Annotated in this window: 28 protein-coding genes and 1 riboswitch; of the genes, 20 read left to right on the forward strand and 8 right to left on the reverse strand. The window is 69.6% G+C overall.

Features of this window, described 5'->3' with window-relative positions:
* Positions 1–291: 291 nt before the first annotated feature.
* Positions 292–1,551 (reverse strand): ATP-binding protein, encoded by a 1,260-nt coding sequence (locus tag BN13_RS13220; RefSeq protein ID WP_048547587.1) that lies wholly within the window; start codon positions 1,549–1,551, stop codon positions 292–294.
* 85 nt (positions 1,552–1,636) lie between these two features.
* On the opposite strand from BN13_RS13220, the gene BN13_RS13225 reads away from it, so the two are divergent.
* From BN13_RS13225 to BN13_RS13260, 8 genes are all read left to right on the forward strand, one after another.
* On the forward strand, positions 1,637–2,320 hold the full coding sequence (locus BN13_RS13225) for a nucleotidyltransferase family protein (protein WP_235434043.1): 684 nt from the start codon (positions 1,637–1,639) through the stop codon (positions 2,318–2,320).
* 63 nt (positions 2,321–2,383) lie between these two features.
* Entirely contained in the window at positions 2,384–3,268 is an 885-nt protein-coding gene (locus tag BN13_RS13230) for an AAA family ATPase (protein ID WP_048547589.1), read from the forward strand.
* Positions 3,265–4,407 (forward strand): vWA domain-containing protein, encoded by a 1,143-nt coding sequence (locus BN13_RS13235; RefSeq protein ID WP_235434044.1) that lies wholly within the window; start codon positions 3,265–3,267, stop codon positions 4,405–4,407. The genes BN13_RS13230 and BN13_RS13235 overlap by 4 nt, the downstream gene beginning before the upstream one ends.
* Positions 4,400–5,524, forward strand: a complete 1,125-nt coding sequence (locus tag BN13_RS13240) for an XdhC family protein (RefSeq protein ID WP_048547591.1) — start codon at positions 4,400–4,402, stop codon at positions 5,522–5,524. The genes BN13_RS13235 and BN13_RS13240 overlap by 8 nt, the downstream gene beginning before the upstream one ends.
* Before the next feature lie 114 nt (positions 5,525–5,638).
* Positions 5,639–6,109 (forward strand): (2Fe-2S)-binding protein, encoded by a 471-nt coding sequence (locus BN13_RS13245; RefSeq protein ID WP_048547593.1) that lies wholly within the window; start codon positions 5,639–5,641, stop codon positions 6,107–6,109.
* Between the two features lies 1 nt (position 6,110).
* The gene (locus tag BN13_RS13250; protein ID WP_048547596.1) at positions 6,111–8,579 is read left to right on the forward strand and encodes a xanthine dehydrogenase family protein molybdopterin-binding subunit; all 2,469 of its coding nucleotides are present in this window, start codon (positions 6,111–6,113) and stop codon (positions 8,577–8,579) included.
* Positions 8,576–9,430, forward strand: coding sequence for an FAD binding domain-containing protein (locus tag BN13_RS13255; RefSeq protein ID WP_048547598.1), 855 nt, complete (start codon positions 8,576–8,578; stop codon positions 9,428–9,430). Before BN13_RS13250 ends, BN13_RS13255 begins: the two co-directional genes overlap by 4 nt.
* A 3-nt stretch (positions 9,431–9,433) precedes the next feature.
* Positions 9,434–10,258: an SRPBCC family protein gene (locus BN13_RS13260; protein WP_048547600.1), complete on the forward strand. Its 825-nt coding sequence runs from the start codon at positions 9,434–9,436 to the stop codon at positions 10,256–10,258.
* 7 nt (positions 10,259–10,265) lie between these two features.
* On the opposite strand, the gene BN13_RS13265 is transcribed toward BN13_RS13260, so the two are convergent.
* The gene (locus BN13_RS13265) at positions 10,266–11,069 is read right to left on the reverse strand and encodes a nucleotidyltransferase domain-containing protein (RefSeq protein ID WP_048547602.1); all 804 of its coding nucleotides are present in this window, start codon (positions 11,067–11,069) and stop codon (positions 10,266–10,268) included.
* Between the two features lie 67 nt (positions 11,070–11,136).
* Here BN13_RS13265 and BN13_RS13270 point away from each other — a divergent pair, with 67 nt between their 5' ends.
* A complete protein-coding gene (locus tag BN13_RS13270) occupies positions 11,137–12,030 on the forward strand; it encodes a CHAD domain-containing protein (protein ID WP_048547604.1) in 894 nt (297 codons plus the stop codon).
* On the opposite strand, the gene BN13_RS20385 is transcribed toward BN13_RS13270, so the two are convergent.
* Positions 12,023–12,838, reverse strand: coding sequence for a hypothetical protein (locus tag BN13_RS20385; RefSeq protein WP_048547605.1), 816 nt, complete (start codon positions 12,836–12,838; stop codon positions 12,023–12,025). The two genes, BN13_RS13270 and BN13_RS20385, sit on opposite strands and share 8 nt — an antisense overlap.
* A 145-nt stretch (positions 12,839–12,983) precedes the next feature.
* On the opposite strand from BN13_RS20385, the gene BN13_RS13280 reads away from it, so the two are divergent.
* The 5 genes from BN13_RS13280 to BN13_RS13300 all read left to right on the forward strand — a co-directional run bounded on the left by BN13_RS13280 (position 12,984) and on the right by BN13_RS13300 (position 15,850).
* Complete coding sequence (locus BN13_RS13280; protein ID WP_048549167.1) at positions 12,984–13,676, forward strand: energy-coupling factor ABC transporter permease; 693 nt, start codon at positions 12,984–12,986, stop codon at positions 13,674–13,676.
* Positions 13,673–13,987 carry a PDGLE domain-containing protein gene (locus BN13_RS20055; protein WP_048547608.1) on the forward strand — a complete coding sequence of 105 codons (315 nt, stop codon included), beginning with the start codon at positions 13,673–13,675 and terminating at the stop codon, positions 13,985–13,987. Before BN13_RS13280 ends, BN13_RS20055 begins: the two co-directional genes overlap by 4 nt.
* A 38-nt stretch (positions 13,988–14,025) precedes the next feature.
* Complete coding sequence (gene cbiQ / locus BN13_RS13290) at positions 14,026–14,787, forward strand: cobalt ECF transporter T component CbiQ (RefSeq protein ID WP_048547610.1); 762 nt, start codon at positions 14,026–14,028, stop codon at positions 14,785–14,787.
* On the forward strand, positions 14,784–15,536 hold the full coding sequence (locus tag BN13_RS13295; protein WP_048547613.1) for an energy-coupling factor ABC transporter ATP-binding protein: 753 nt from the start codon (positions 14,784–14,786) through the stop codon (positions 15,534–15,536). The genes cbiQ and BN13_RS13295 overlap by 4 nt, the downstream gene beginning before the upstream one ends.
* 113 nt (positions 15,537–15,649) lie before the next feature.
* Positions 15,650–15,850, forward strand: a complete 201-nt coding sequence (locus BN13_RS13300) for a hypothetical protein (RefSeq protein ID WP_048547615.1) — start codon at positions 15,650–15,652, stop codon at positions 15,848–15,850.
* Here BN13_RS13300 and BN13_RS13305 read toward each other — a convergent pair.
* Positions 15,817–16,209 carry a VOC family protein gene (locus BN13_RS13305; protein WP_048547618.1) on the reverse strand — a complete coding sequence of 131 codons (393 nt, stop codon included), beginning with the start codon at positions 16,207–16,209 and terminating at the stop codon, positions 15,817–15,819. The genes BN13_RS13300 and BN13_RS13305 overlap by 34 nt on opposite strands.
* Before the next feature lie 125 nt (positions 16,210–16,334).
* Here BN13_RS13305 and BN13_RS13310 point away from each other — a divergent pair, with 125 nt between their 5' ends.
* Complete coding sequence (locus tag BN13_RS13310) at positions 16,335–17,039, forward strand: M50 family metallopeptidase (RefSeq protein WP_048547620.1); 705 nt, start codon at positions 16,335–16,337, stop codon at positions 17,037–17,039.
* A 35-nt stretch (positions 17,040–17,074) separates the two neighbouring features.
* On the opposite strand, the gene BN13_RS13315 is transcribed toward BN13_RS13310, so the two are convergent.
* Genes BN13_RS13315 through BN13_RS13325 form a run of 3 tightly spaced genes read right to left on the reverse strand, consistent with a single transcriptional unit; the run spans position 17,075 to position 20,916 of the window.
* Positions 17,075–18,076, reverse strand: a complete 1,002-nt coding sequence (locus BN13_RS13315; protein ID WP_048547621.1) for an ABC transporter ATP-binding protein — start codon at positions 18,074–18,076, stop codon at positions 17,075–17,077.
* On the reverse strand, positions 18,073–19,782 hold the full coding sequence (locus BN13_RS13320; protein ID WP_407667867.1) for an ABC transporter permease: 1,710 nt from the start codon (positions 19,780–19,782) through the stop codon (positions 18,073–18,075). The genes BN13_RS13315 and BN13_RS13320 overlap by 4 nt, the downstream gene beginning before the upstream one ends.
* 9 nt (positions 19,783–19,791) lie before the next feature.
* Positions 19,792–20,916, reverse strand: a complete 1,125-nt coding sequence (locus BN13_RS13325; RefSeq protein WP_048547623.1) for a thiamine ABC transporter substrate-binding protein — start codon at positions 20,914–20,916, stop codon at positions 19,792–19,794.
* Between the two features lie 34 nt (positions 20,917–20,950).
* Positions 20,951–21,055: riboswitch (TPP riboswitch) on the reverse strand.
* Between the two features lie 55 nt (positions 21,056–21,110).
* Here BN13_RS13325 and BN13_RS13330 point away from each other — a divergent pair.
* The 4 genes from BN13_RS13330 to BN13_RS20390 all read left to right on the forward strand — a co-directional run bounded on the left by BN13_RS13330 (position 21,111) and on the right by BN13_RS20390 (position 24,906).
* Entirely contained in the window at positions 21,111–22,007 is an 897-nt protein-coding gene (locus BN13_RS13330) for an ABC transporter ATP-binding protein (protein ID WP_201329098.1), read from the forward strand.
* The gene (locus BN13_RS13335; protein WP_048547627.1) at positions 22,004–23,641 is read left to right on the forward strand and encodes an ABC transporter permease; all 1,638 of its coding nucleotides are present in this window, start codon (positions 22,004–22,006) and stop codon (positions 23,639–23,641) included. The genes BN13_RS13330 and BN13_RS13335 overlap by 4 nt, the downstream gene beginning before the upstream one ends.
* Before the next feature lie 133 nt (positions 23,642–23,774).
* The gene (locus BN13_RS13340) at positions 23,775–24,476 is read left to right on the forward strand and encodes a GNAT family N-acetyltransferase (RefSeq protein WP_235434045.1); all 702 of its coding nucleotides are present in this window, start codon (positions 23,775–23,777) and stop codon (positions 24,474–24,476) included.
* Entirely contained in the window at positions 24,394–24,906 is a 513-nt protein-coding gene (locus BN13_RS20390) for a 2Fe-2S iron-sulfur cluster-binding protein (protein ID WP_235434046.1), read from the forward strand. The genes BN13_RS13340 and BN13_RS20390 overlap by 83 nt, the downstream gene beginning before the upstream one ends.
* Positions 24,907–25,249: 343 nt before the next feature.
* On the opposite strand, the gene BN13_RS13345 is transcribed toward BN13_RS20390, so the two are convergent.
* Positions 25,250–26,191 (reverse strand): GlxA family transcriptional regulator, encoded by a 942-nt coding sequence (locus BN13_RS13345; protein ID WP_048547631.1) that lies wholly within the window; start codon positions 26,189–26,191, stop codon positions 25,250–25,252.
* A 107-nt stretch (positions 26,192–26,298) separates the two neighbouring features.
* On the opposite strand from BN13_RS13345, the gene BN13_RS13350 reads away from it, so the two are divergent.
* Positions 26,299–26,610 (forward strand): putative quinol monooxygenase, encoded by a 312-nt coding sequence (locus BN13_RS13350; protein ID WP_048547633.1) that lies wholly within the window; start codon positions 26,299–26,301, stop codon positions 26,608–26,610.
* Positions 26,611–26,861 lie beyond the last annotated feature (251 nt).

Here is a 26,861-nt window from a genome sequence, read left to right on the forward strand (position 1 = left end):
TCCCACCTGTCCCGAACTCGCGAGTATTTCCCAGAATCGCTCCCCGCCGACAGGAAGGGCTGGTTCAGTAAGACCGCCGCCTACCTCGGCAACGCGGGTCGCGACCTCGCTGTCGAGATCGGAGCGACCGCGATCAACCGGCAGATGGGGATGTGACAGGTCGGCCGCGTCTCAATTTCTGCGGCTGGTGTCTCAAAGTCCACCGCTGGAGCGGCGATCTGTCTCACGCTGTCTCGTACTCTCGGGTAAGTCTCAAAATGGCTCGCCGTTGACAGCTGACGACAACTGCGCTCAGGGGTGGTCGCGGAGGTAGCGGCCGAAGTGGGGGACGGTGAAGGCGATGCGGCCGCGCTCGGTGGAGTAGATCAGGCCCTTCTTCAGCAACGCGTCGCGGGCGGGGGAGAGGGATTGCGGCTGTTTGCCGAGCCACTTGGCGACCTCGGAGGTGGGCACCGACTCGAGCTCGGCGCCCGACCCGCCGCCCAGCTCAGACTCGGGCTCGGTGGCACTGCCCATACGCACCGGACTGCCGTCCGCGTCCACGACCGCGACCTCAGCCATTGCGCGCAGGTAGTCGCGCTCCGCGGGAGTGGCGCGTTCATACCGACTGCCGAAGAAGCCGACGGCCAGTTCCGCCTCGGCACGAGGGACTGCGACCAGCACGTCTTCGCGGGTGATGGGCGTGCCGGGGGCGAGGTCCCAGACCTCCTTGCCATAGGCCTGGATGAAGTAGGGGTAGCCGCCGGTCACGGCATACATCTCGGCCAAGGCGTCGAGCGCGAACTCGGCGTGCTCCTCCTGCGCGGGCACGACCAGTGCGGCGTCGGCGGCGTCGCGCTCCAGCCGGTCGATGCAGGCATACCGAAAAAGCCTCTCGGAGTAGGACTTCGACGCCGACAGCACCGCCGGAAGATGGGGCAGGCCCGCGCCAACGACGATCACCGGCAGCGACGATTGCGAGATCTCGTGGCACGCCGCGCACAGGGCGGAGATGTCGTCCGGGCCGATGTCCTGCATCTCATCGATGAAGATCGCGATGCCGCGCCCGAGATCCTGCGCCAGGCCGCCGATGTCAGTAAGGAGTTCGACCAAGTCGATCTCGATGTCGCCGGAGTCCGCGCGCCCCGGGACGGCGGCGGCGTCGATGCCGGGATTCCAGCGCTCGCGCAGCTTGGCGTTCGGGGCGCTGTCACGCTGCGCGAACGACTTGACCACGCCGAGAACGTGATCCACCTGGTCACTGTGCGTATGCCCGAGCTCCCGCACGGCGGTGTGCGCCGCCGCCGCCATCGGGCGACGCAGCGTCTGGTCGGGCCGGGCCTCGAACTTCCCGGTGCCCCACCCCGCGCGGACGGCCTGGCCGCGAAGTGCATTGAGTAGCACCGTCTTTCCGACGCCGCGCAGGCCGGTCAGGATCATCGAGCGCTCGGGCCGTCCCTTGGCGATGCGCTGCAGCACGACGTCAAAGGTCGTCAGCTGCTCGTCACGGCCGGCCAGCTCCGGCGGGCGCTGGCCGGCGCCGGGCGCGTAGGGGTTCCTGATCGGGTCCACGCTCGGACTGTATGTCACTCTCTAGCGCCAGCATGAGATAGAGTCAGAAAGTTGAATCGGAGTGTCTCCGCGGCACACTGGCCGGGTGGCACAGACTCCATTCCCCGTCGGCGGACTCATCCTCGCCGCGGGGGCCGGGCGCCGGATGGGCGGTCCCAAGGCGCTGGTCCGACCCCGACCCGATGGCCCGACCCTCCTTGAGCACACCATCACCGTCCTCCGCCGCGCCGGCATCGAGGACATCACCACCGTCCTCGGCGCCGAAGCAACCCACGTCTTGCCGTATGCCGCGTCCGCCGGCGCCCGCGTCATCCTCGCCGACGACTGGGCACAGGGGATGGGCGCCTCCCTCCGCGCAGGGCTCAGTGCGCTCGCGGCTCGCCCTTGCGGGGCAACGGGTTTCGACGCTGTGTTGGTGACACTGGTCGACCTGCCGGATGTGACCCCGGAGGTTATCCGGCGGGTCCTGGCGCAAACCCGCGCCGTCCACGGCGCCCGCGCCGCCGAGGCCGCCGACGCCGCCGCCGTCCACAATGGTGAGTGGGCGACGGCGGTGGCGCGCGCGGCATACGAGGGGAAACCCGGGCACCCGGTGGTGCTCGGACGCGCGACGTGGCCGGACGTCGTGGCGACCGCCACCGGCGACCGGGGCGCGCGTGACTTCCTCCGCGCGGCCGATCCGGTCCTGATCGAGTGCGGCGACCTCGCGTCGGGGGCGGACGTCGACACGCCCGCCGATCTGGCGCGCCGCCGCGCCGGCGACGGCTGATCCGCGACTCCTGACCCGAGGCCCGGGCTACCACGACCGGCATCGGTCGGTAATGCTGAGGCCATGGATCCGAGCACGGCCTTCGCGACCACGTCCGACCTTGCGGCCGGTCTGGGCGGCACCGGCTACCTCAGCGACGAGGAGCTCACGACGGTCACCTGGCTGGCGCTGCGTCTCGGCCGCCCCCTTCTTCTGGAAGGAGAACCCGGCACCGGCAAGACCGCCCTCGCAGAGGCCCTGGCCCAGGCGAGTGGCCGGCCGCTGATCCGGCTGCAGTGCTACGAGGGGATCGATGCGTCCCAGGCCCTCTATGACTGGGACTTCCCCCGCCAGATCCTGCACGTGCGCGCACTGGAAGCCGTGCCCGGCGACCGCGACGTCGCCGCGATCGAGGAGTCGCTGTTCGACGAGCGCTTCCTGCTGGCGCGGCCGGTACTCACGGCGCTGCGCACCCCCAGCGTCCTGCTGGTGGACGAGATCGACCGGGCGGATGACGAGTTCGAGGCGTTCCTGCTCGAAGTCCTCTCGACCTGGCAGGTGACGATCCCGGAGCTGGGCACGATCGCCGCCGCCGCACCCCCCATTGTTGTGCTCACCTCCAACCGCACGCGAGAACTCCACGACGCCCTGAAGCGGCGCTGTCTCTATCACTGGCTCGACCACCCGAGCATGGAGCGCGAGCTGGCCATCCTGCGCTCGCGCGCGCCGGAGGTCGCCGAATCCCTTGCCGCACAAGTGGTTCAGGCTGTCCACCGCATCCGTGACGACCGCGAACTCCTCAAACCGCCCGGCGTCGCCGAAACCCTCGACTGGGCTCGCGCGCTCCAGGAACTCGGGGTGCGGCAACTCGACACCGAGACGGCGGCGTTGACCCTCGGGGTGGCGATCAAGTACCGCGAGGACGCCCAGCGCGTCCAGGACGCCCTGGATCGGGTGCTCACCCCATGACTCACCCCCTCCCTGAGACCCGCCCCATCACCGAGGCGCCCGCCGGACGAATGCGCGGCGGAGACGAGATTTTGCTCGGCTTCACCCGGACCCTGCGCGCGGCGGGAGTCCCCGTCACCCCCGATCGCTCCCGCACCTACCTCGAATCCGTTGCGGCACTAGGTATGCACAACCCCGTCGCCGTCTACTTCGCCGGGCGGGCGAGCCTGTGCTCCACCCCTGCCGACCTGGACCGGCACGACCTGGCGTATGCCGCGTACTTCGGCGGCGAACTCGGCGGCACCAAGCGTGTCCCCGGCGCCCCGGCTCGGTCGATCGAGCAGGCCGACCTCGGTGACGGGCCGGGGACCGAGGGGGGTGAGGTCAGCCAGGCCGCCGTCGCGAGCTCGATCGAGGTGCTCCGACACCGGGACGTCGCCAGCCTCACGCCCGACGAGAAGCGCTATCTCAGTGAGCTTTTCGGCTCACTTCGGCCCCGACCGCCACTGCGCCGGGCGCACCGTCGCACCCCGTCGCGCCGCGGCGACGTGGATGCCCGCCGCACCCTGCGCGAGAGCCTGCGGCGCCTCGGCGAACCCGGACCGATCCATCACGAGCGCCGCGGGCGCCGGGATCGCCGCGTCATCCTCCTGCTCGACATCTCCGGCTCGATGAGTGCGTATGCCGAGTCCCTCCTCCGAGTCGGGCATGCTTACTGCCGCAGTGGGATTCGTGTCGAGGTCTTCACTCTCGGCACCCGGCTGACCCAGATCACCCGCCCGCTGCATCATCGAGATGCGGATCGCGCTCTCACCGCGGTCGGCGACCTCATCCCCGATTGGTCAGGCGGCACGCGCCTCGCCGATGGCCTAGGCGCATTCCTACGCCGTTGGGGGAGAAGGGGATTGGCGCGTGGCGCGGTCATCGTGATCGCCAGCGACGGCTGGGAGCGGGGTGACCCCGCGGCGCTCGGTGAGCAGATGCGGCGTCTGCGCGCGGTGAGTCACGCGGTGGTGTGGGCGAATCCGCACCGGGGGAAGGCGGCATACGCACCGGTCCAGGGGGGAATCCGGGCGGCGCTGCCGCACATCGATCACTTCGTCGCGGGCCATTCGCTCGCGGCCTTCGAGCAACTGATCCAGGTGGTGGCCGATGCGTGAGGTGCTGTCCGAACTGTTGTCGTGGTGGGAAGCCGGCGAAACGGTGGGCATGGGCACGGTCGTGGCCACGTGGAAGTCCGCGCCGAGGCCGGCCGGTGCCTCGATGCTCGTCGGACCCGACGACAGCGCCGTCGGATCGGTCTCCGGCGGCTGCGTCGAGGGCGCCGTCTATGAGCTGAGCCAGTCCGTCGTCGCCTCGGGAACCCCTGTCCTGCAACGCTATGGCGTCTCCGACGTCGTGGCCGAGTCGGTCGGGCTGACCTGCGGCGGAATCCTCGACGTCTACGTCGAACCGATCGACCGCGACCGCTTCCCCCAGCTTGGGGAGGTCGCCGCCGATATCGCCGCCGAGCGGCCGGTGGCGATCGCGACGGTCGTCGAGCATCCCGACCCCGCCTGGGTGGGGCGCCGACTGATCGTGCGTCCGGACACGGTGACCGGCTCCCTCGGCAGCGCCCGCGCCGACAGCGCTGTCACCGACGACGCCCGTGGGCAACTGGCCGGCGGGCACAGCGAGACGCTCACCTACGGACCCGACGGCGAGCGCCGCGGGGAAGGGATGCGGGTCTTCGTCGCCGCCTTCGCGCCGCGTCCCCGGATGATCGTGTTCGGCGCCATCGACTTCGCCGCTGCCGTCGCCGAGATCGGCACCTTCTTGGGGTATGCCGTGACCGTCTGCGACGCGCGCCCCATCTTCGCCACGGCCTCGCGCTTCCCGGCGGCGGAGGATGTGGTCGTCTCGTGGCCGCACCGCTACCTCGCCGCCGAGCAGGAGGCGGGCCGCATCGACGAGCGCACCGTGCTGTGCGTGCTCACCCACGACCCGAAGTTCGACGTTCCTCTCCTGGAGGTCGCCTTGCGCCTGCCCACGGTGGCGTATGTCGGTGCCATGGGTTCGCGCCGAACCCACGACGACCGCCTCGCTCGGCTCCGCGAGGCCGGGCTCACCGACCGGGAACTGGCCCGGCTCGCCTCCCCGATCGGTCTCGATCTCGGCGCCCGCACCCCGCAGGAGACAGCCGTCAGCATCGCCGCCGAGATCATTCAGTTGCAGTGGGGTGGTGGCGGCTCGCGCCTTGGCGGTCTGGACGGCCCGATCCACCACGACCGGCGCTGACGACCGGCGCTGACGCCCTCCCAACCTGCCGCTGACTGGCTGGGACCCTTGTCACAGCCCGTCCACTCGGCAAGGATCGGGCTCTCACCCCCTGATGGCGAAGGAGAGTCGACGATGACTCGAATCACCGTGACGGTCGACGGCCAGAAGAATGTCGACGACGTCGAACCGCGGACCCTCTTGGTGCACTACTTGCGCGAGACGCTGGGGAAGGTCGGGACCGTCGTCGGTTGTGACACCAGCAATTGCGGTGCGTGCACCGTGCATCTCGACGGTCGCAGCGTGAAGTCATGCAATGTGCTCGCGGTCCAGGCCGACGGGCACGAGGTCACCACGATCGAGGGCATCGCCGCCAATGGCGAACTGCACCCCATGCAGCAGGCGTTCCACGAGTGTCACGCCCTGCAGTGCGGCTACTGCACGCCGGGGATGATCATGCAGGCGATCGACTTGCTGAACGACAACCCCAACCCGAGCGAGGCCGAGATCCGGGCGGGCTTGGAGGGCAATCTCTGCCGGTGCACCGGCTATCACAACATCGTCAAGGCCGTGGCCCAGGTGGCCGGCCAGAAGGGTGGCGAGTGAGATGACCGCCGTCGACGAGCGCCCGGCCGAGATCGGCAACCGCCGCCTGCGCAAAGAGGACCAGCGCCTTATCACCGGCCGCACGAAGTGGACCGACAACATCACCCTCCCGGGCATGGTCCACCTGGCGATGGTCCGTAGCCCGTTCGCGCACGCCACCATCACCTCGATCGACACCGAAGAGGCGAAGTCCGCCGCCAATGTCGTCGCGGTCTATACCGCCGCCGACTTCCCGGACGGCATCGGCGCGTGCGCCAACGCCTGGCCGATCACCCCGGATCAGGTCACTCCCGACCACCTCCCCCTCGTTGGTGAGCGGGTGGCGTGTGCCGGCGAGATCGTCGCCGTGGTCGTCGCGCGCTCGGCGGCCGCCGCTCGCGACGCGGCCGAGCTGGTCGATGTGGAGTATGACGAGTTGCCCGCCGTCTTCGACGCCCTGGAGGCGATGAAGGACGAGATCCTCGCCCACCCCGACAAGGGCACCAACAAGTCCGCGTTCTGGAAGCTCGACTCGGCCGAGGCCGGCACAGGGGGCGACGTCGAGGAGGCGCTCGCCGCCGCCCGGAACGACGGTGTCGTGATCGAGCGCAACTATCGCCAGCAACGCCTCATACCGGCCTTCATGGAGCCGCGCTCCACCGTGGTGGATCCGACTGGCGAGCAGATCACGATGTGGTCGGCAACCCAGATCCCACACATCCTGCGCTTCCTGATCGCGGCGACGACCGGCATACCGGAGTCGAAGGTGCGGGTCATCGCGCCCGACGTGGGTGGTGGGTTCGGCGGCAAGCTGCAGACGACGCCGGAGGAGTTCATCACGCTCGCGGTCGCGCGCCGTCTCGGCAAGCCGGCGAAGTACACCGAAACCCGTTCGGAGTCACTGGTTTCCGCGCACCACGGCCGAGACCAGTACCAGAAGCTCACGCTGTCGGCGACCAAGGACGGCGTTGTCACCGGGTTGAAGGTCGAACTGATCGCCAATCTCGGCGCCTATGTCGCCATCATCGGCGGCGGTGTCCCGGTGCTGGGCGCGTGGATGTTCAACTCGATCTACAAGTTCCCGGCCTATCAGTTCAACTGCCAGACCGTGCTCACCAACACCACCTGGGTCGACGCCTACCGCGGTGCTGGTCGGCCGGAGGCGACCTTCGGCATCGAGCGGATCATGGACGACCTGGCCGCCGAACTCGGGATGGATCCGCTGGAACTGCGCGAGAGGAACTGGATCACGCACGAGGAGTTCCCGTTCACCTCCGTCGCGGGGATGACCTACGACAGCGGCAACTACGAGGCGGCCACCGCGCGCGCCAAGGTACTTTTTGGGTATGACGCTCTGCGCGCCGAGCAGAAGCAGCGGCGCGAGAGCGGTGATCCCGTCCAACTCGGGATCGGGGTTTCGACGTTCACCGAGATGTGCGGACTCGCCCCCTCCCGGGTGCTCGGCTCACTTTCATACGGCGCGGGTGGCTGGGAGAGCGCCGCGATCCGGATGCTGCCGACGGGCAAGGTCGAGGTCATCACGGGCACCAGCCCGCACGGCCAAGGACACGAGACGGCGTGGAGCCAGATCGTCGCCGACCGCCTCGGCGTGCCATTCGAGGACGTCGAGGTGCTGCACGGCGACACGCAGATCGCCTACAAGGGCCTAGACACCTACGGCTCGCGATCACTGGTCGTGGGCGGCGAGGCGGTCGTGCGCGCGGCCGACAAGGTCATCGAGAAGGCCAAGGCGTTCGCGGCACACCTGCTCGAAGCCAACCCGGACGACCTGGAGTTCAAGGCCGGCCGCTACGAGGTCAAGGGCACCGAGGCAGGCATCGGGATCACCGAGGTCGCACTCGCGACCTTCGCCTCGCACAACTACCCCGAGGGGATTGAGCCGGGTATCGACGCCGACGCCACCTTCGACCCGGACGACTTCTCCTTCCCGCACGGCACACACCTGTGCGCCGTCGAGGTCGACACTGAGACTGGGCAGAGCCGAATCCGCACGTATGCCTGCGTCGACGACATCGGCCACATCATCAACCCGCTCATCGTCGAGGGCCAGGTCCACGGTGGCCTCGTCCAGGGCATCGCCCAGGCGCTGTGGGAGGAGGCTGTGTTCGACGAGAACGGCACGCTGGTGACGGGCTCCTTTGTCGACTACACCCTGCCGACGGCGGCCGACACGATCTCGTTCCTGACCGAGAACACCACCTCGCCGTCGACGACAAACACCTTGGGCACCAAGGGAGTTGGCGAAGCCGGCACGATCGCGTCCACCCCGGCCGTGGTTAACGCGATCCTCGACGCGGTGCGCCACCTCGGCGTCCAGGATGTCGTTATGCCGTGCACGCCGGAGCGAGTGTGGAAAGCGATCCAAGGAGCGTCCGCGGCAGCGGAGACCACCGCTGAAGCGCAGCCGCACTTCGACGCCGACGCCGGCAACGCCGATACCGGCTCCACGGGAGAAGGGAACGACCAGTGATCCCCGCCGCTTTCGACTATGTGGCCCCGACGACAGTCGCCGACGCGCTCGCTGCCTTGGCGGAGGGGGGCGATGAGGCCAAGGTGCTGGCCGGTGGCCAGTCCCTCCTGCCGATTCTGCGGATGCGGCTGAACGCCCCCGAAACCGTGATCGACCTCGGCAAGATCGAGGAGTTGCGGGGCATCTCCGAGGACGGCGACACCCTCGTCATCGGTGCCATGACGACGTATGCCGATCTCCTCGCCTCCGATCTCGTCACCGAGCACGCCGCCCTGCTGCGCGCCGCGATTGCCGAAGTCGCCGACCCGCAGATCCGCCATCGCGGCACCATCGGCGGTGCGCTCGTCCACGCCGACCCGGCCGGCGACGTGGGTGCGCCCGTCCTCGCCCTCGATGCGGACCTCGTCATCACCGGGCCCGGCGGGGAGCGCACGGTCGCCGCGAGCGACTTCTTCGAGGACCTGTTCACCACTGCGGTCGGCGAGGACGAACTCCTCACCTCGATCCGGATCCCGAAGCACACGGGGTGGGGCGCGGCATACGAGAAGTTTGTGCGGGTTGCGCATCAGTGGTCGATCGTCGCGGTCGCGGCCACCGTGAAGGTCGCCGACGGGCAGATCGCCGAGGCCAAGATCGGGCTGACCAATATGGGCTCGACGCCCCTGCGGGCGGCGAGCGTCGAGGCGGCGCTGGCGGGCGGATCGACTGACGCGGCGGCCGTTGCGGCAGCCTCGGCGAGCGCCGCGGACGGCACGAACCCGCCGAGCGACCTCAACGGCGACGCGGACTATCGCAAGCATCTTGCGACGGTCCTTACGCGCCGCGCGGTCCTCGCGGCCGTGGGAAGCTGACGTATGGAGCTCACTCACGATTTCGTCGTCCCGGCGCCCCTGGAGCAGGCCTGGGCCACGTTCATGGACCTCGAACGCGTCGGCGGCTGCTTCCCGGGTGCCCAGGTGACTGAGGTGTCGGACGACGGATTCTCGGGCACGGTCAAGGTCAAGCTGGGACCGATCGCGCTGCAGTATGCCGGTGCCGGCCGCTTCCTCGAGCGCGACGATGCGGCGCACCGGGCAGTCATCGAGGCCAAGGGCAAGGACAAGCGCGGCAATGGCACAGCCGGGGCGACGGTGACGATTCAGCTCGCGCCGGCTGAGGGCGGCACCCGCGTCGACGTCACGACCGACTTGGCGATCACCGGCAAGCCGGCACAGTTCGGCCGCGGGGTCATGCAGGACGTGTCGGACAAACTGCTGCAGCAGTTCGTCGGGTGCATCGAGAGTCAGTTCGACACCGAGCCGGCACCCGAGGCGGAATCGGTTGCGGAAGCGGGTGATTCGGAAGCTAGCGCGACAGCCGACCTCGCGCGGGAGGTCGCCGACGACGAGGGTATGGCGCTCTCGCCCGCCGAGATCGCCGAGGGCACAGGCGAGGGAGCGGGCGACGCCCACGCCGCTGCCGCCGTCGCCTCGCAGGTCCCGACCTTGAAGTCTGCTGGAGCTTCGCCGGCCCCCACGACGCGGGCGCAAGTCAAGGCGGCCGCCAAGCCGGCCGACGATGACGCGCTCGACCTCGGCGCGACGGTCCTGCCGGTGCTGCTGAAGGCCTACGCACCCCAAGTGGCGGTCGCGCTCGCGGCGCTGGCACTCGGCATACTGATCGGCCGCCGCCGCCGGTGACCCCGGGTCAGAGGCCGTTCTCGGCCCAGTGGCGGCGATGCGCGGAGATGAGCCAGGCGTCCACGGCCGCGCGGTCGGGCACGTCCGGCAGCACGCTGAGGCCGGTGTCCATGGCTGTCTGCAGGTCAGTTCGAGCCCGATCGATCAAGGCCAGCGCCTCGGTGAAGGAGACCTCACCACGCTTGACGGCAAGGCAGGGCGCCAAGTCGTCGGGGCGCATGGGGAGCGTCAGCCTGCCCGTCGTGACCAACTCCAGCCCCTGTAGGCCCAACCGCAAGGCATGCGACGCGTACTTCGTGTCGTAGCCATGCCGGTCAACCAGTTCTGGTCGGTTCGGCACCCGGGAGCGACGAGGCCCCTCGCCCACGAGGCGACGACGCTGGCCGTCGAGGTAGCCCAGGAATCGGTGCCCGGCCTCACGCGAGACCAGCGCAGGCGTCAGCTCACGCAACTCCTGACCAAGGGGGGTGATGTGGAGAAGGGCGGGGCCCACGGCATACAGCGGGATGAGGACGGTCGGATTGCCCGACAAGACGAGCCGGACGAACTTGCGCAGCGCATAGACGGTCAGATCGACGTCGCCGGGGCCGGAGCGGGCCCCCATCGGCTGGGTTCGCCAGATCCAATGCTGGGGTGCGTCCGCGAGGCCGAGCAGTTGCGCCGGCTCCTCGATGTAGACGCCCGTCTCGTCATGGTCGTCGGTGCCGGGGATCGCCATACCGTGCACGCCGGAGCCGACTTCAGTGCGCAGTATCTCGTTGCGCGGGGCGACCTCCCGGTCCCCGAGATCGACATTGGGTTCGTCCGTCATGCCTGCCACCGTAGGCCGCGATTGTGCTCTGCCGCACCCGAGTTCCGACCTCACTAAGGTTTCCCGTATGCCGCCGCTGCCGACCGCCACGACCGACGACAAGCCCGCGTCCCCGGCGATCAAGGCCGTGAAAATCGATCTCCCGGAGGGGATCAGCGCCGGCGAGGCGTTCCGCGCGTGCCTGCGCTCCTGCCTCGACGAGCACCTCGCCCCCAACGAGAGCCGCTGGCTCGCGGCGAAGCACGCCGACAACCTCCACCAGACGCGGGTGTCGTGGCGGCGGGGTCGGGCGGCGATGTCGCTGTTTCGGCCGCTGCTGGACGAGGCGGGACTCGATCTCAAGGTGCGCATGCGCGAGATCGTGCTGCCGCTCGGGCCGGCCCGGGATGCCGACGTCCTCCTGGCCCGAGCCGTCGACGAGGAGTGGCCGGCCGGCGATGTTCGGAAGCTGCGCGGACGGCGCCGTGGCACGTATGCCGTGGCCAACGCCCTCCTGCGCTCACCCCAATGGCGCGAGATAAAAACCGACCTGGGCGCGTGGCTGGACGCGCCGGACTGGCTGGCCGAGCACGAGGTACTGCGCGACGGTCCGGCCCGGTCCGTCACCGATCGCGCCCTCGCCAAGCGTCACCGTCGCCTCGTCGCGGCGGGTGATCAGCTGCCGACGATGCCCGCGCACGACCTGCACCGGGTCCGCATCGAAGGCAAGAAACTTCGCTACGGGTGCGAGTTCTTCGCCGGTCTGTATGCCGATTCCCCCGACTCCCCGCCGGCGGAGTATGCCGGGAAGCTCTCGGCCATGCAGGACGCCTTCGGTGCGGCGAACGACCTGGCCGTGGCGCGGCATACCCTTGCGGCGCATGATATTCCGCTCGACCGGGTGGCCGCGGTCGTCGATCGCCAAGACGCCATCGACCGGTGGCGCGAGGTCGTCGAGTTAACCCCGTTCTGGCTCAGTTGACCGAGATGTGCACGTGGTCCATGTGGTTCTGCGTGGGTGACCCGCGGTCCTCCATCAGCTTCCACGAGCCGGTGCTCGGCATCCAAATGCGCTGCTGCCAGATGACGTACTTGATCCCGAAGGCGCCCGCGTTGGCGAGGATGTAATTCGCGACTGCATCGCCCTGCGCGGAACTGGTGATCATCACGTCGATGGCGTGGCCGGTCCCGTGATCGCCCCAGTCACCCGGCCGCATCCCGCCGATATTGGTGATGCCGAAGGTCGAGCGGACGGCGGAATACACAGCGGCAGCGGCCGGCACGAGTCCCAGCCCCGCGCCCGCGGCGGCGTAAGTCGAGGTCGAGCCCCCCGCGGCCGGCGCTGCGCCCGCGGATGAGGCGACCGTGCTCGCCGATGCCGACCCGCCAGCAGCCGCGGTCGCGGTGACCACGGGCTTCGGCTTGGGCTTGGCCACGGCCTTGACCCCGAGGGCGCCATACGACACGGCGCGGACCGGGCCGGCGGCGGCGGGAGCGCTCACGCCCTGGCCGGCGACGCCCGCACCCGAGCGCTCGGCAGAGCGGGAGGCGGCGGTCGCCTGGGACGTGCGCCCCAGCGCAGCAGCCGCGGCGGCCGGGAGCTCGATCACCTGGGCGTTCAGTCCCCCGTCAAGACGGGACTCGCTCGGCGACCCGGACGCGGTCGGGGAGGAGCCGGCGGCGGGGACGCTCGCGGCATACGCAATGGAGGCCGAGGCGAGGGCCGCGACCGTCAAGATCTGGGCGCCGCGGGTCGCGACAGAGCGTGCAGAAGAGGTTGAGGCAAGCACGAGGGAGGGGGGCCTTCCATGGGGGATGTATCTAAGGTAACGATCAGGACACGGACTTGTCACATCGCCTCAACTCTCGTGGCCCTTGTTGCGACTGAGTTGCATTAAGATCAGGGGTCCCACCAACGTGAGCGAGGAACTGGTCATGCACGTGCCTGATGGCTTTTTGACCGCCCAAACCTCGCTCGCGACCGCGGCTGTTGCGGCTGTCGGAGTTGGCATCGCCCTGCGAGGCGCCCGGCGTGAACTCGATGACCGCACGGCACCGCTCGCGGGCCTCGTGGCGGTTTTCGTCTTCGCGGCGCAGATGCTCAACTTCCCGGTGGGCGCCGGCACGTCAGGGCACTTGCTGGGGGGTGCCCTGGCGGCCGTGCTCGTCGGTCCGTTTACGGCGACCCTGTGCATCTCCGTCGTGCTGCTTGTTCAGGCCATCGCCTTCGCCGACGGCGGCCTCACCGCGCTCGGGACGAATGTGACCCTCATGGCCCTCGTCGGGGTGTGGGTCGGCTACGGGATGTTCCGGGTGGCCCGCGCGGTCCTGCCCAAGCGCACCGCCAGCGTCCCGATCGCCGCGGCCTTCGGCGCGGCGCTCTCGGTCCCCGCCGCCGCCGCGACCTTCGCGCTTCTCTTCGCCGCTGGCGGCGCTGTGCCGATCGCGACCGGCAAACTCCTAACGGCCATGGTCGGGTGGCATGTGCTCATCGGGCTGGGCGAGGCGGCCATCACCTTCCTCGCGGTGGGCGCGATCGTCGCGACGCGTCCCGACCTGGTCTACGGCGCCCAGGACCTGCGCCCCGATCACGCGGATCTGGAGATCCGCGACGGAGTTGTCGTGTGAGTCGCCGCCGCCCCTCGACCCGCACCGTTCTCCTCGCCGGTCTCGCCGTCACCGTGGTCCTCGCAGGCGTGGTCAGCTTCTATGCCTCCGGTCACCCCGACGGCCTCGAATATGTCGCGCACTCTCTCGGGTTCGGCGACAGCGCGGGCCCGCACGTGAGTGACAACTCCCCGCTGTCCGGCTATGGCGTCAAGGGAGTCCACAACGCGCGCTTGTCGGGCGGGCTGGCCGGCATCATCGGCGTCCTCCTCGTCGGCGCGCTCGCCACCGCCTTGCTGTATGCCGTGCGCCGTCGCGCTCCCCGTGACTGATCGACGCCGGGGCGCCGACCGAGGTTCCGGAGGCTGACGTGGGTGCCGGACACGGTCACAGCCTGCACTTCCATGGCCACTCGCCGATCCATCGCCTCCCCGCGCACGTCAAGCTGACGACGCTGGTCCTGTTCGTCCTGATCGTCGTCGCGACCCCGAGAACGGCCGTCCCGGCCTTTGGTGCGTATGTCGCGCTCCTCCTCGCCGTCGCCGCATTCACCACGGTCCCGTGGACCTCTCTCGCCCGCCGCATGGTGGTGGAAGTGCCGTTCGTGGTGTTTGCCCTGCTTATGCCCTTCGTTGCTGAGGGCCCGCGCGTTCGCGTGGGCCCGCTGCACCTCGCCGAGGCCGGCCTGTGGGGAGCCTGGGGGCTGCTGGCCAAGGGCACGCTCGGGGTCCTCGCGTCCCTGATCTTCGGCACGACCACCGAGCCGCGCGACATCGTCCGCGCCCTCGAAAAGCTCCGACTGCCCCAGCCCATCGTGCAGATCGCGTCGTTCATGTTCCGCTATCTCGAGGTGGTCACCGGAGAACTGCGGCGGATGAAGATCGCCCGCGACTCCCGCGGCTTCCAGGCCCGCTCGATCCGGCAGTGGCGCGTCCTCGCGGGCACGCTGGGAGCGCTGTTCATCCGGTCCTATGAACGCGGCGAGCGCGTGCACCTCGCCATGCTTTCTCGGGGGTATGCCGGGCGCCTCCCCTTCGCCCGGCAACTCACCGCCACCTGGGGAGACTGGGGACGGGCGCTGACGCTGCCCGTGGCGGGAATCGGCATACTCGCTGCCGTGATGTTTGCGTGAGCACTCCGGTTTTGGACCTGCGCGGGGTCGCCTATGCCTACCCCGACGGCCATCAGGCGCTGTTCGGAGTGAATCTGCACGTCCATCGGGGCGAGCGGGTGGCCCTTCTGGGGCCTAATGGCGCGGGTAAGACCACGTTGGTGTTGCACCTCAACGGAATCCTGCGGGCGGGGGCTGGGACGGTGGCGGTGTCGGGGTTGTCGGTGGCTGATGACAACCTCTTGGAGATCCGCCGGCGCGTGGGCATCGTCTTCCAAGACCCCGACGACCAGCTCTTCATGCCGTCGGTGCGTGACGACGTGGGCTTCGGCCCGGCCAACCTCGGGCTCGACGCCGCAGAGATCGACCGTCGGGTCGAGGAGTCGCTGCGGGCGGTCGGGATGTTGGAGCACATCGACCGGCCGCCGCATCACCTGTCCTTCGGTCAGCGACGCCGCGTCGCGGTGGCGACCGTGCTGGCGATGGAGCCGGAGATTCTGGTGCTGGACGAGCCGTCGTCCAATCTGGATCCGGCGTCGCGGCGGGAGTTGGCGGAGATTCTCGACGCACTGCCGGTCACTGTGTTGATGGTGACGCACGACCTGCCGTACGCCCTGCAACTGTGCGAACGGTCCGTGATCCTGTCCGGCGGCGTGATCGCCGCAGACGGTCCGACGGCGGCGATTTTGGGAGACGCCGACCTCTTGGCGGCGCACCGGCTGGAACTCCCGTTCGGCTTCGATCGCGTCGCGCCCAGGCCCTCCCCCTAGGGAGTTGCCCCGACGGGCGCTAGCCGCGAGGTGGAGGGAGTCACGCGCTGCGGTGACGCGGCCGATACTTCGGGTGGATGTGGCTGTCGGTGCGGGCCGAGAGGCTTGGAGACATGATCACCAGCCTGCTCACTGCCCTGCTCGTCATCCTCGGCGTCGTGCTCATGGCCGCGCTCGCGATCGTCCCGCTGCTGCTCGACCACGAGGCCGAGGTCGAGGTCCAGCCGGTGCGCGCCGCGAAGCGGCCCCCGTCGCGCCCGGCTCGACCGCTGCGCGTCGGTCAGCGCCCGACGGCGCTGGCGTGGCGCGGCTGATAGATCAGCACGGCATCCGAGCCCGGCACCTCGACCTCGACGCCGACACCGAAGCCCATGTCGGACGGGCCGGAGGTGATGGTGCCGCCATTGGCGCGGATGCGCTCGGCGGTCGCCTCGATGTCGTCGACCATGAAGCTGATCTGGTGGTGGCGGGGCGCGACGAATCGCTCGCCCTCGTGCTCCCCGGCGGTGGGGTGGATGCCGACCTCGCTAGGACCGGTCTCGAAGATGAGCCATCCGTCGACGTCGGTGCTGTCGTCGTCGCTGACGAAGCGCAACTCGAGGACGTCACGGAAGAATGCCCGCGTGGCGGGGGCGTCATCGCTGTAGATGAGCCCGTGAACGGCAGTGATCATGACTCCGACCCTACCGAGGTGCTGGGGCCGCTCGCACCCAAGGCGCTCGCAGCCAAGGCGCTCGCAGCCAAGGCGCTCGCGCCCAGGGTGCTCTCACACAGGAAGCCTGCGTACGGTCGGCGGGCATGACCTGGGGCACGGCAATCCGCGAGCGGCTGGTGCCTGTCTCCGGTGCCGTCCCGCTGGACGCCGCCGGGCTCACTGTGGTGCTGGTGGTGGCCGCGATCCTTTGTTGGGGTCCGGCGTGGCAGTGGGTTCGCCTGGGTGCCACCCTCGTCCACGAAGTCGGGCACGCGGTCGTCGGCATCCTGTCCGGACGCCGGTTCACCGGCTTCGTCGTCGCCGGCAACGCCTCTGGCCATGCGATCACCGTCGGTCCCGAGCGAGGGCTCGGCCGCATCGCCACCACCTGGGCCGGCTATCCCGCGCCAGCTGTGGTTGGTCTTGCCTTCGTCTGGAGCGCCGCCCAGGGGTATGCCGCGGCCACCCTCGGCCTGCTCCTCCTCGGGAGCCTCGCCTTGCTCATCCGGGTCCGATCGGTGACGACCGTCGCCGTGGTCGGCGCCGCGCTCGCGGCAACGGGGTCACTATGGTGGTGGCGTTCCGATGCGCTCCAGGCACATGCCTTGACTACGGTCGGCGTGATCCTGATCGCGGGTGCCTGGCGGGGTCTCGCGTCCGTATGGCGCCACGGTCGCGCCGGCGATGACCCGGCCGTATTGCGGCGGCTCACGGGCGTCCCGGCGCTCCTCTGGATCCTGTCGTGGGCCCTGACCTGCGCGGGCGCGACCGTCGCCGCGGCTCGCCTGCTGCTGACCGGGGTCGCCTGAGCCTGACGTGCAGCTAAGTCAGACGTCCACGTGAGTCAGGCGTCCGTTGCTACCACGGCGCAGTGGGCGGGGTCCAGCGTGACGCGCAGGGTGGGCTCCTCGATCCGGCCGGGCGCCTTGAGCCACGCCGCGGCGCCGTGGGGGAGCGTCACGCGGATGGCGACATAGCCGCGCCGATCGATCTGCTCCAGCACGGGCACCGCCACGCCGCGGGCGTCGCCGGTCGGCACCAGCCCATCCGGTCCCACCGCGACCACCTGGCCGTCAAGCGGCCGATCTAGGGGCCAGCCGAGGTCGCGCGCCTGGTCCGGGGTGAGCAGAGTTGCGTAGCCGAGGAAGGTGGCGACCGCCGGGGAGGCGGGGGATCGCCATACGTCGGATGGAGTTCCGATCCGCGCGATGCGGCCATCGATGAGCACCGCGACGCGATCGGCGACGGCGAACGCCTCGTCTTGGTCGTGGGTGACATAGATGGCGGTCGTCTCGGTCGCTTTCAGGGTCGAGCGCAGGACCCCGACCAGGTGCTCGCGCAGCGCGCGGTCGAGCGCGGAGAGGGGTTCGTCGAGCAGCAGCAGCCGCGGGTGGGGCGCGAGGGAGCGGGCGAGCGCGACCCGCTGTGCCTGACCCCCCGAGAGGCTGGTGATGGCGCGCTTCTCGTAGCCCGCCAGGCCGACAAGATCGAGCAACTCCCGGACCCGGCGGTCGCGGTCGGCGCGCGGGAGCCGATGCACGCCATACGCGACATTGCCGCCGACGTCTCGGTGCGGGAAGAGTTGGCCGTCCTGAAACATCACCCCAAAACCCCGCTCATGCACCGGTATGCCGCGGACCTCCTCCCCGGCCCAGGTCACCGACCCGGCGGCCAGGGGTTCCAGGCCCGCGATGCCGCGCAGGAGGGAGGACTTGCCGGAGCCGGAGGCGCCGAGGAGGGCCAGAATCTCCCCGGGCGCCAGGTCGAGGTCGACGGCATCCACGGCGACGGTGTCGCCGAAGCGCACGGTGAGGCCGCGGACGCCGAGCCCGGCCGCGCGGGTCACAGCTCGCTCGCTTCCGCGGGCCGGATCCGCTCGGCCAGGAGCATGACGAGGGCCGTGAGCAAGGCGAGCAGCACCGAGGCCGCGAGGGCGGCGCCGAAGTTGGCCTCGCCGGGCCGGCCGATGAGGCGGAAGATCACGACCGGGACGGTGGGGCGATCGGGTCGGGCGAGAAAGGAGGTGGCGCCGAACTCTCCGAGGGAGGTCGCCATGGCGAACCCGGCGGCGAGGCCGATGCCGCGCAGGAGGAAGGGGCCATCCACGGTGCGCAGAATGCGACCCGTCCCTGCGCCGAGGGTCGCCGCGGCCTCGCGCTGACGCGGATCGATCGCGCGCAGGACCGGCAGAATCGCGCGGACCACGAGCGGCAACGCGACGATCGCTTGGGCGATCGGGATCAGGATCATCGACTGCCGCAGATCCAGCGGGGGCCGGTTGAGCGTGATCAGGAACCCGAAACCGACCGTGACAGCCGAGACGCCGAGCGGGAGCATGAAGAGGGCATCGAGGACGCGCAGGCTGCGGCGGGCTCCCGCGCCCCGGGGACGCCGGCTCACCACGAGGCTGACCAGGACGCCGAGAGCCAGGGCGATCAGTGTCGCTTCGGCGGCCACGACGAGGGAGTTGCGCAGGGCGACCCAGACGGGGACGGTCAGGGTTCGCCCGACGGTGGTGCCCAGCGCGCGGTAGTGCTCCACCGTCCAGCCCTCACGATTACGCAGCGAGCGTAGGACGAGGGTGAGCATGGGCAGCGCCAGGACCGCCAGCCCGACGGCCGCCGTGACGACGGTTGCGAGGCCGTCGCGGCGCCAGGTCCAGGGGTGCTCGCCGCTGGCATCGCCACGCAGCCGCAGCGCGCGCTCATGGCGGGAACTGGTCCACGACGTGACGAGCAGGGCCAGGGTGACGACGACCAGTTGCGTGATGGACAAGGCCGCGGCGGCCGGGAGATCGAGCAATTGCGTTGTCTGATACCAGATTTCGGTCTCGACCGTGCTGTAGTGCACGCCGCCCATGACCATGATGATCCCGAAGGCGGACGCGCAAAACAGGAAGACGAGGGCGGCGGCGGAGGCGATCGCCGGCATAATCGCGGGCAGCGTGACGGTGCGGAACGCTCGGGCCGGACTCGCCCCCAGGGTCCGCGCCGCCTGCACCGCCCGCGGATCGAGACGTCCCCACAACCCTCCGACGGTGCGCACGACCACGGCGTAGTTGAAGAACACAAGCGCAAGGATGATCGCCGGCAACGACTCCGCCCAGCCGAGGAAGGCGAGGGGACCGGACGGCCCGAGCACGGCCACCCAGGCGACGCCGACGACCACGGTCGGCAGGACGAACGGCACGGTCACCAGGGCCCGGGCGAGGCTGCGGCCGGGGAAGCGCACGGCATACAACAGATAGGCGCCGGGTATGCCGAGTGCCACCGACGCGGCCGTCCCCAGGACCGCGAGGGTCAAGGTGGTGCGCAGGATCCGCCAGGTCCGCGCCGATCCGAGGACGTCGGCGACCGCACCGAAGGTCGCGCCGGTTTCCCCGCCGAAGCCGCGCGCCACAAGGGCCGCCACCGGCCAGGCGAAGAAGATCGCCAAGAACGCCAGCGGGAGGGCGGCGGCGAGCGTCCAGCCCGCTCGCCATACCCACGGTAGGCCGCGCCGTCCCCGCCCGCGGTGCGTTGCGGGCAGGGGCGGGGCGAGGTCAGCGGTCACGCTCTTGGCCTAGCCCAGGACCCGGGCGGTCCAGTCCTTGATCCAGCTCTCGCGCTGGGCCCCGATGGTGGCGGCGTCGACGGCGATCGGCTTGGGCGACAGGGGGGCGAACTTGACCCAGTCGGCAGGGAGGGTGACCGAGGCGTCGACGGGGTACATGTACATCTGCTCCGGGATCTCGGCCTGCACCTCCTTGCTCAGCATGAAGTCGATGAACTTCTTTGCGCCCCATACGTTTTGGCTGCCCTTGAGGACGCCGGCGTATTCGACCTGCCGGAAGCAGGTGTCCAGCAGAGCCACGGTCCGCGACTCCGTCGCGCCCTTGTCGACCTCGAAGGCCGGCGAGGTGGCGTAGGACACGACGAGCGGGCGTGGCCCCTTGCCGGAGGAGCCGGAGAAATCACCGGTGTAGGCCTCGGTCCACCCCTTGGCGATCTTGACGCCATTGTCGGTGAGCTTGCCCCAGTAATCGAGATAGCCGTCCTCTCCCTTGGCGCCCACGGTCGCGGCGAGGAAGGCGAGCCCGGGGGAGGAGGAGGCGGGGTTCTCGACGGCGAGCTGATCCTTGTATGCCGCGCCGGCCAGGTCGTCGAGGCTGGTCGGGATGGGGAGGTTCTTCGCGGCATACCACCCCTTGTCGGCGTTGACGCAGACGTCGCCGTAGTCGATCGGGGTGAGGAGGTGACCGTCGTCGGCGCTCAGGTCGTTTGCCAAGGTGGGGAGGGGGGCCGCGGCATACGGATCGAGGACACCCGCGCCGGCGACGCGGCTGGCGAAGGTGTTGTCGATGCCGAACACGACGTCGCCGAGGGGGGAGTCCTTAGTGAGGACAAGTTGGTTCGCCATGGACCCCGCGTCCCCTGGGGCGACATAGGTGACCTTGAGGCCGGTGTCGGTCTCGAACTTGGCCTTCGCCTCGTCGCTGAGCGCGAAGGAGTCGTGCGTAACGACGGTGAGGGTGTCCGAGCGGCTGGGTTCGGCGGGCGCGCTCGAGGTGGTGCCTTGGGTGGTGGTGCTGGCGGTGGCTTGGTCGGATGTGGTGGGTGCGGACGACCCGCTGCACGCTGAAAGCAGCGAGATCGCGGCGATGGTGGCGATTGCGCCGCGGGCGGCGAAGCGGCCGATGGGTGACATGTCATCTCCTCCGATATGGAGGGCTCGGCATACTGCCGAGGAGATCCCGACTCCCTACGCCGGTGCTAACCGGATCAGGTCCGAGGGTCTGCGCCTAGGCGCACTCTCAGCGCCTGGCGGCGCTCCCCTGTCTGTGGGGTCAACGCTAGCAGCCGGACGTTGGGCTGGAGTCATCGGCGGCTTTCAGGCGCAGAATGAGGTATGTGAGTGCGGTCATCGATATATCCGGCCTGGTCAAGACCTTCGGCCCGACTCGGGCTCTCGACGGACTCGATCTGCGGGTCGAGGCGGGGCAGGTGCATGGTTTCCTCGGGCCCAATGGTTCCGGGAAGTCCACCACCATCCGCGTCCTGCTCGGGCTGTTGCGACCCGATGCGGGCACGGCCCGGCTTCTCGGCGGCGACCCGTGGGCGGATGCGCCCGCGCTGCACCGACGGCTGGCCTACGTCCCGGGCGATGTGTCGTTGTGGCCGAACCTCAGCGGGGGCGAGATCATCGACTTGCTCGGCCGGGCCCGCGGGGGCCTCGACGGGCCGCGGCGCGCGGAGTTGATCGACCGCTTCGAACTCGACCCGACCAAGAAGGGCCGGTCCTATTCCAAGGGCAACCGGCAAAAGGTCGCCCTCGTCGCCGCGTTGTCGTCAAACGTCGAACTTCTGCTGCTGGATGAGCCGACATCCGGCCTCGACCCGTTGATGGAGCGCGTGTTCAATCAGGTCGTCGCGGCCGAGCGGGATCGGGGTCGGACGGTGTTGCTGTCGAGCCACATCTTGAGCGAGGTCGAGAGCCTGTGTGATCACGTCAGCATCATCCGGGCCGGGAAGCTCGTCGAGTCGGGGACGCTGGCTGACCTGCGGCACCTGACTCGCACCCTGATCCACCTCGAAAGCGATTCCCCACCAAGGCAATTGGCTGACGTGCCGGGCGTGCATGAGGTGCAGGTCACGGGGCACTTGCTCACGGCGCAAGTGGACGCGACCGCCATGAGTGAGGTGCTCGGCATACTCGCGGGGTCGGGGGTGCGGTCGTTCACGGCGACACCGCCGACCCTGGAGGAGTTGTTCCTGCGGCACTATGACGGCACGTCATGACCGCCGTACTCGGGGCGGACTTGGGGCGCGGGAGCGGACCGTTGACCGGCGTGGGGCTCGCCTTTCGGCGGGCGCTGCGCGCCGATCGCTGGTTCTGGCTGATCTGGGTTCTGGTGTTGTGGTCGTTCATCCCGGCGACCGCCACGGCCTATCGCTCGACCATCAGTGATGACGCCGCCGGACGTGAGGTGGCCGCCGGGCTCGCCGCCAATCCGACGATGCGCGCCATGCTGGGCCCGCCGTACGACCTGCTTCACGTGGGTGGGTTCACGATGTGGCGCGTCGGCGGCTTCGGGGCGATGATCTCGGGAGTGATGGCGGTGCTCGGGGTCATCCGGGCCACGCGCGCCGAAGAAGAAGCGGGCCGGACCGAGCTCCTCCGCTCCGCGGCCATCGGTCGACACTCGCTTTTGGCCGGTGCGGGGGGGCTGGGCCTGGCGGCCTCGGGTGTGCTGGGGCTCCTGATCGCCGCGTCGATGGTCGGGCTGGGGACCCCGGTCGCCGGCTCTCTGTGTATGGCGCTCGGGATCGCCCTCACGGCCGCCGTCTTCGTGGGGGTGGGCGCGGTCACCGCGCAGCTGAGCGCGTCCGCGCGGACGGCGCGCGGGGTGGGACTGAGTGTGGTCGGCGCGGCATACCTCCTGAGGGCGGTTGCCGACGGCTCGGGGTCGGGGAGTTCCGTGCGATGGCTCGGCTGGCTCTCGCCGGTGGAGTGGGCGCCGCTCGCTCGACCGTATGCCGCGGAGCGTTGGTGGGTGCTCCTCCTCCCCCTGGTCGTGGCGGCGGGTCTGATCGCGCTCGCCTTTTCCTTGGAGGCGCGGCGAGATCACGGGGCGGGGTTGCGCGCGGCGCGTCCGGGGCCGGCTCGGGGCGGCGAGGCATTCGACTCCGCCGATGCCCTGGCGTGGCGACTTGCCCGGCCCGGGATGATCGGGTGGGGGGTCGGGCTCATCGCGTTCGCGGTGGTGATGGGGTCGCTCGCCGACGTCTTCGAAACGGTCGCCGACTCTCCCGAGCTGGCCGAGCGATTCCGCCGGATGGGGGCGGGTGCGGCGGACCTGAGGCTGGCGTTCTTCGTGGCGATGCTCGGCATACTCGTTGTGCTGGTGGCGATTTGGGCGCTGCAGTTGGTCGAGCACATCCGCAAAGAAGAGGAGAGCGGGCGGGCCGAGGCGGTGCTGGCCACAGCGACGTCTCGGGCGCGCTATCTGGGGGCCCACGTGGTTCCGGCGGTGGTTGTCCCGACGCTCGTGTTGGCCGCGATCGGGGTGCTGCTGTCGTTGCAGTCCGGCATCGCGACCAACGACGCGAGCCTGATCGGTCGCATTCTCGGCGGGGCGCTGGCCCTGGCTCCTGGGGTGTGGTTCGTGTTGGGCGTGGGGGTGGCGGTGCACGGGCTGGCCCCGCGGCTGGCGCTGGTGCCGTGGGTCGTCGTCGGCTGGTCGCTAGTGGTGAACTGGATCGGTGGGGTGCTCGGGTTCCCGGAGTCGCTGCTGAAGGCGACGCCCTTCGGCCTGTTGCCGCGCATCCCCGCCGAACCGATGGCTTGGGCGCCCGTGATCGTGGAGTCGGTGCTGGCCGGGCTGCTGATCGCCGCGGGGTTTTGGGGCTATCAGCGCCGGGACGTGGGCTGACCCGGGCGTGCCCCCAGGTTTGGGTGGCTTTCCGGCGCTTTGGGAGGGCTTCTGGCTGCCAGAAAGTCGCCCAAAGCGCCGGGTAATGGGATTGGGCGGGAATCCGGCAGCTCGCCCGGCATACGATCGAGGGGTGCGGGAGAACGGCTTTGGGCAGCCCATCGGAGCGCCGGTTGCGGACTGGGGCGGAGCCCAGCCGATCAGCCCGGTCACGCTCACCGGCACCCACGTCCGGCTGGAGCCGCTGACCGACGCGCACGCGGAGGTGCTCTACGACCCGTTGGTGACCGAGAGCGACCCACGGGATTGGACCTATCTGTTCGGCGAGCCGGGGATGGACCGCGGTCAGTTCGCCGCCTATGTCGGTCGCCTGCAACGCACCCCGGCCAGCCTGCCGATGGCGATCCTGTCGGCGGGGGGAGCGGGGGTGGGGATCGCGGCATACCTGCGCATTGACCCGGCCATGGGCAGTGCCGAGGTGGGGAGCATTTTGTATGCCGCGGCCCTCCAGCGCACGACCGGCGCGACCGAGGCAATGGCGCTGATGGCCCGGCATGTGTTCGACGACCTGGGCTATCGCCGCTACGAGTGGAAGTGCGACAGCCTCAACGCGCCCTCTCGGGCCGCGGCGACCCGCCTCGGCTTCCGCTATGAGGGCCGCTTCCGCAATGCCGTCGTCTACAAGGGTCGCAACCGGGACACGGACTGGTTCGCCATGACCGATGGCGACTGGCCGGGGGTGAAGGCGGCCTATGCCGCCTGGCTGGACCCGGAAAACTTCGACCCTGACGGGGCCCAGCGACGCTCCTTGGCCGAACTCCTGGGGCACTTCTAGTCGCGGGTTCCGTCATGAGGAACATGCATCGGCACCCGGCGTCGAGCGGGCCACGCTAGGCCTCATACCCGCTGGCGTATGCCGACGGGGCCGCCGACCGTGCGAAGGAGCACGCGTGCCTACTCTGACGAGCCATCCGACGGGCGAGGTGATCTACCTCGACCCGGATGAGACCGTGCTGAGCGGGCTGTTCAAAGCGGGGTACGCCTACACCGTCGGGTGTCGTCGTGGCGGCTGCGCTATTTGCAAGGTCGACTGTCGCCAAGGCCGGTTCGCCTACAACCGCCCGATCGCCCCACAGGTGATCACCGAGGCGGAACGCGGCGACGGCACCTGCCTGTCCTGCCGGCCTTGCTGGTGTGGGCAGTGGTTTTGGCGGCTCTTCCCAGATGAGGGTGTAGGTCGGCCGGGCGCGTCGGTCCGCAGATAGACGTCGAGGTCTCCCGACGATGGAGGTTCCTACGCCATCCATCCGAAAGACCTCGACGTGACCGACGCTACCCCGCCGGCCGGCTTCGGCCGCCTTGACCTGAGCGCCTTCGCGTCTCATCCCAATCGACCCTGATCGAGTCTGCTGACCCCCTCGACGAGAACGCAGCGACACATCACAGCCACCCAACCCCGACCGTCCGGGAAGCCGGGGCACGTCACATGGCCTGTGCTGCGGGCGTGTCGAGTGGGTCGTCCAGGGGCGACGCAGAAGCGTCGACGCGACGTGCTGAGAGGTGGTTCCAGTCGAGCACTAGGACACCGGCTACAGGCATGGCGATAGGTCAGGAACGGCGTCGCTCCCTGCGCAGGAGGGAGCGCAGAGTCTCGGCGTTCGCGTAGCCGACCCGTAGCGCGATCTCGGCGGAGGTGAGATCCGTGGTTGCTGAGAGGTGCCGAGCTCGTTCGGTGCGAAGCCGTTGGACGAAGCCGAGCGGAGTGAGGTTGAGCGTCGCACGGACTCGTCGTTCGAGGGTGCGCCGGCTGGTGCCGAGCGACTGCGCGACGAAGGCGACGTTGAACGGTTCGTCCAGGCGGGCGCGCACGAAGCGTTCGAACTCGACGACGATCGGGTCCTCGTGCCGGAGATGTTCGTAGGCGACGAAGGCCGCCTGCGACGGACGCTCGTCGATGATGAGGAGCTTGGCGACATGTTGGGCCAGGTCGGGGCTGATCGATCGCACGAGTGAGAGCGCGAGGTCGATGTGGGCGAACGCGGCGCCGGCGGTGATGAGGTTCCCGTCGACCACGACCATGGTGTCGAGATCGAGGGCGACGGTCGGATAGCGCTTCAGGAACTCCGGCCCCAGGAACCAGCTGGTCGTCGCCCGCCGATGATGCATCCGTCCGGTCTCGGCGACGGCGAACACGCCGGTGCACGCCGCGGCGATCCGGGTGGTCGCCTCGTCGAGGCGCCCGAGCGAGGCGATGACCGAACGAGCATCTCGGCTCTGGAGGGCGTCGTTGGTAGCGGCGGCCGTGAGGGTTCCAAGCGCAGGGACGACGACCACGTCGAACTCTGCGGACTCCGACAGCGGGTGGTCCACCGACAGGGTCATCGATGTTGTCGTGGTCACTCGCCGTTTCGGTCCGAGGATGGCGAGTTCGATCGGGTCGATCCGCGGGTCGACATCGCTGCGGGCTCCGTCGGCCACCCGCACGATGTCGATGATCGACGCGACAGCCGAACCGAAGCAGCCGTCGATCGCGATCAGTCCGATACGCATGGCGCGAACAATAGCAATACTGTCGTATACGCCACTTCTCACATGCCCTTGCTCGTCATACGCTGAACTCGCTCACCAAGAAACCTCGACACCTAGGAGAACCCCTCATGTCCACACCCGCATCACTTCCGTATGCCTTCGTCGCCAAGATCGTCGCGGCCGATGGACAGCACGACGCGCTCGCCGATCTGCTCGCCGGCGCTGTCGCGCTCGCCAACGAAGAAGTGGGAACGATTGTCTGGTTCGCGGTCAGGACCCACGCCGACACCTTCTGGATCTTCGATGCATTCCCCGACGAGGCCGCTCGCGACGCCCACGCCAACGGTGCCATCGTCGCAGCCCTGATGGCCAACCAGCACCTCCTCGGCGCAGCACCCGAGATCCTGCCGGCCGACGTCCTCGCGTCCAAGCTCCCGTAGTCCGCCAACGCACGAGACGATCGCGCCCCGCCGAGCCGTCGCCAGGTCGCGACGCAACGCCACGCTGCGTTGCCGAGCGGTGCGAGGCCTATCGGCACACGGACAGGATGCCGGGCGCGAGCGCTCAGCCGGCGAGGGGTCCGTCGCAGAGGAGAGTGACGTCGGTGTCGGGCAGAGCCGTGAGGCCAGCGCATCGCGCGACCACCAGTACCGACCGTTTCACCGGAGCTTTCGGCGGCGTCGAAGCCGAG

It is taken from the genome of Nostocoides jenkinsii Ben 74 (assembly GCF_001046875.1).
GTDB classification, from domain to species: domain Bacteria; phylum Actinomycetota; class Actinomycetes; order Actinomycetales; family Dermatophilaceae; genus Nostocoides_A; species Nostocoides_A jenkinsii.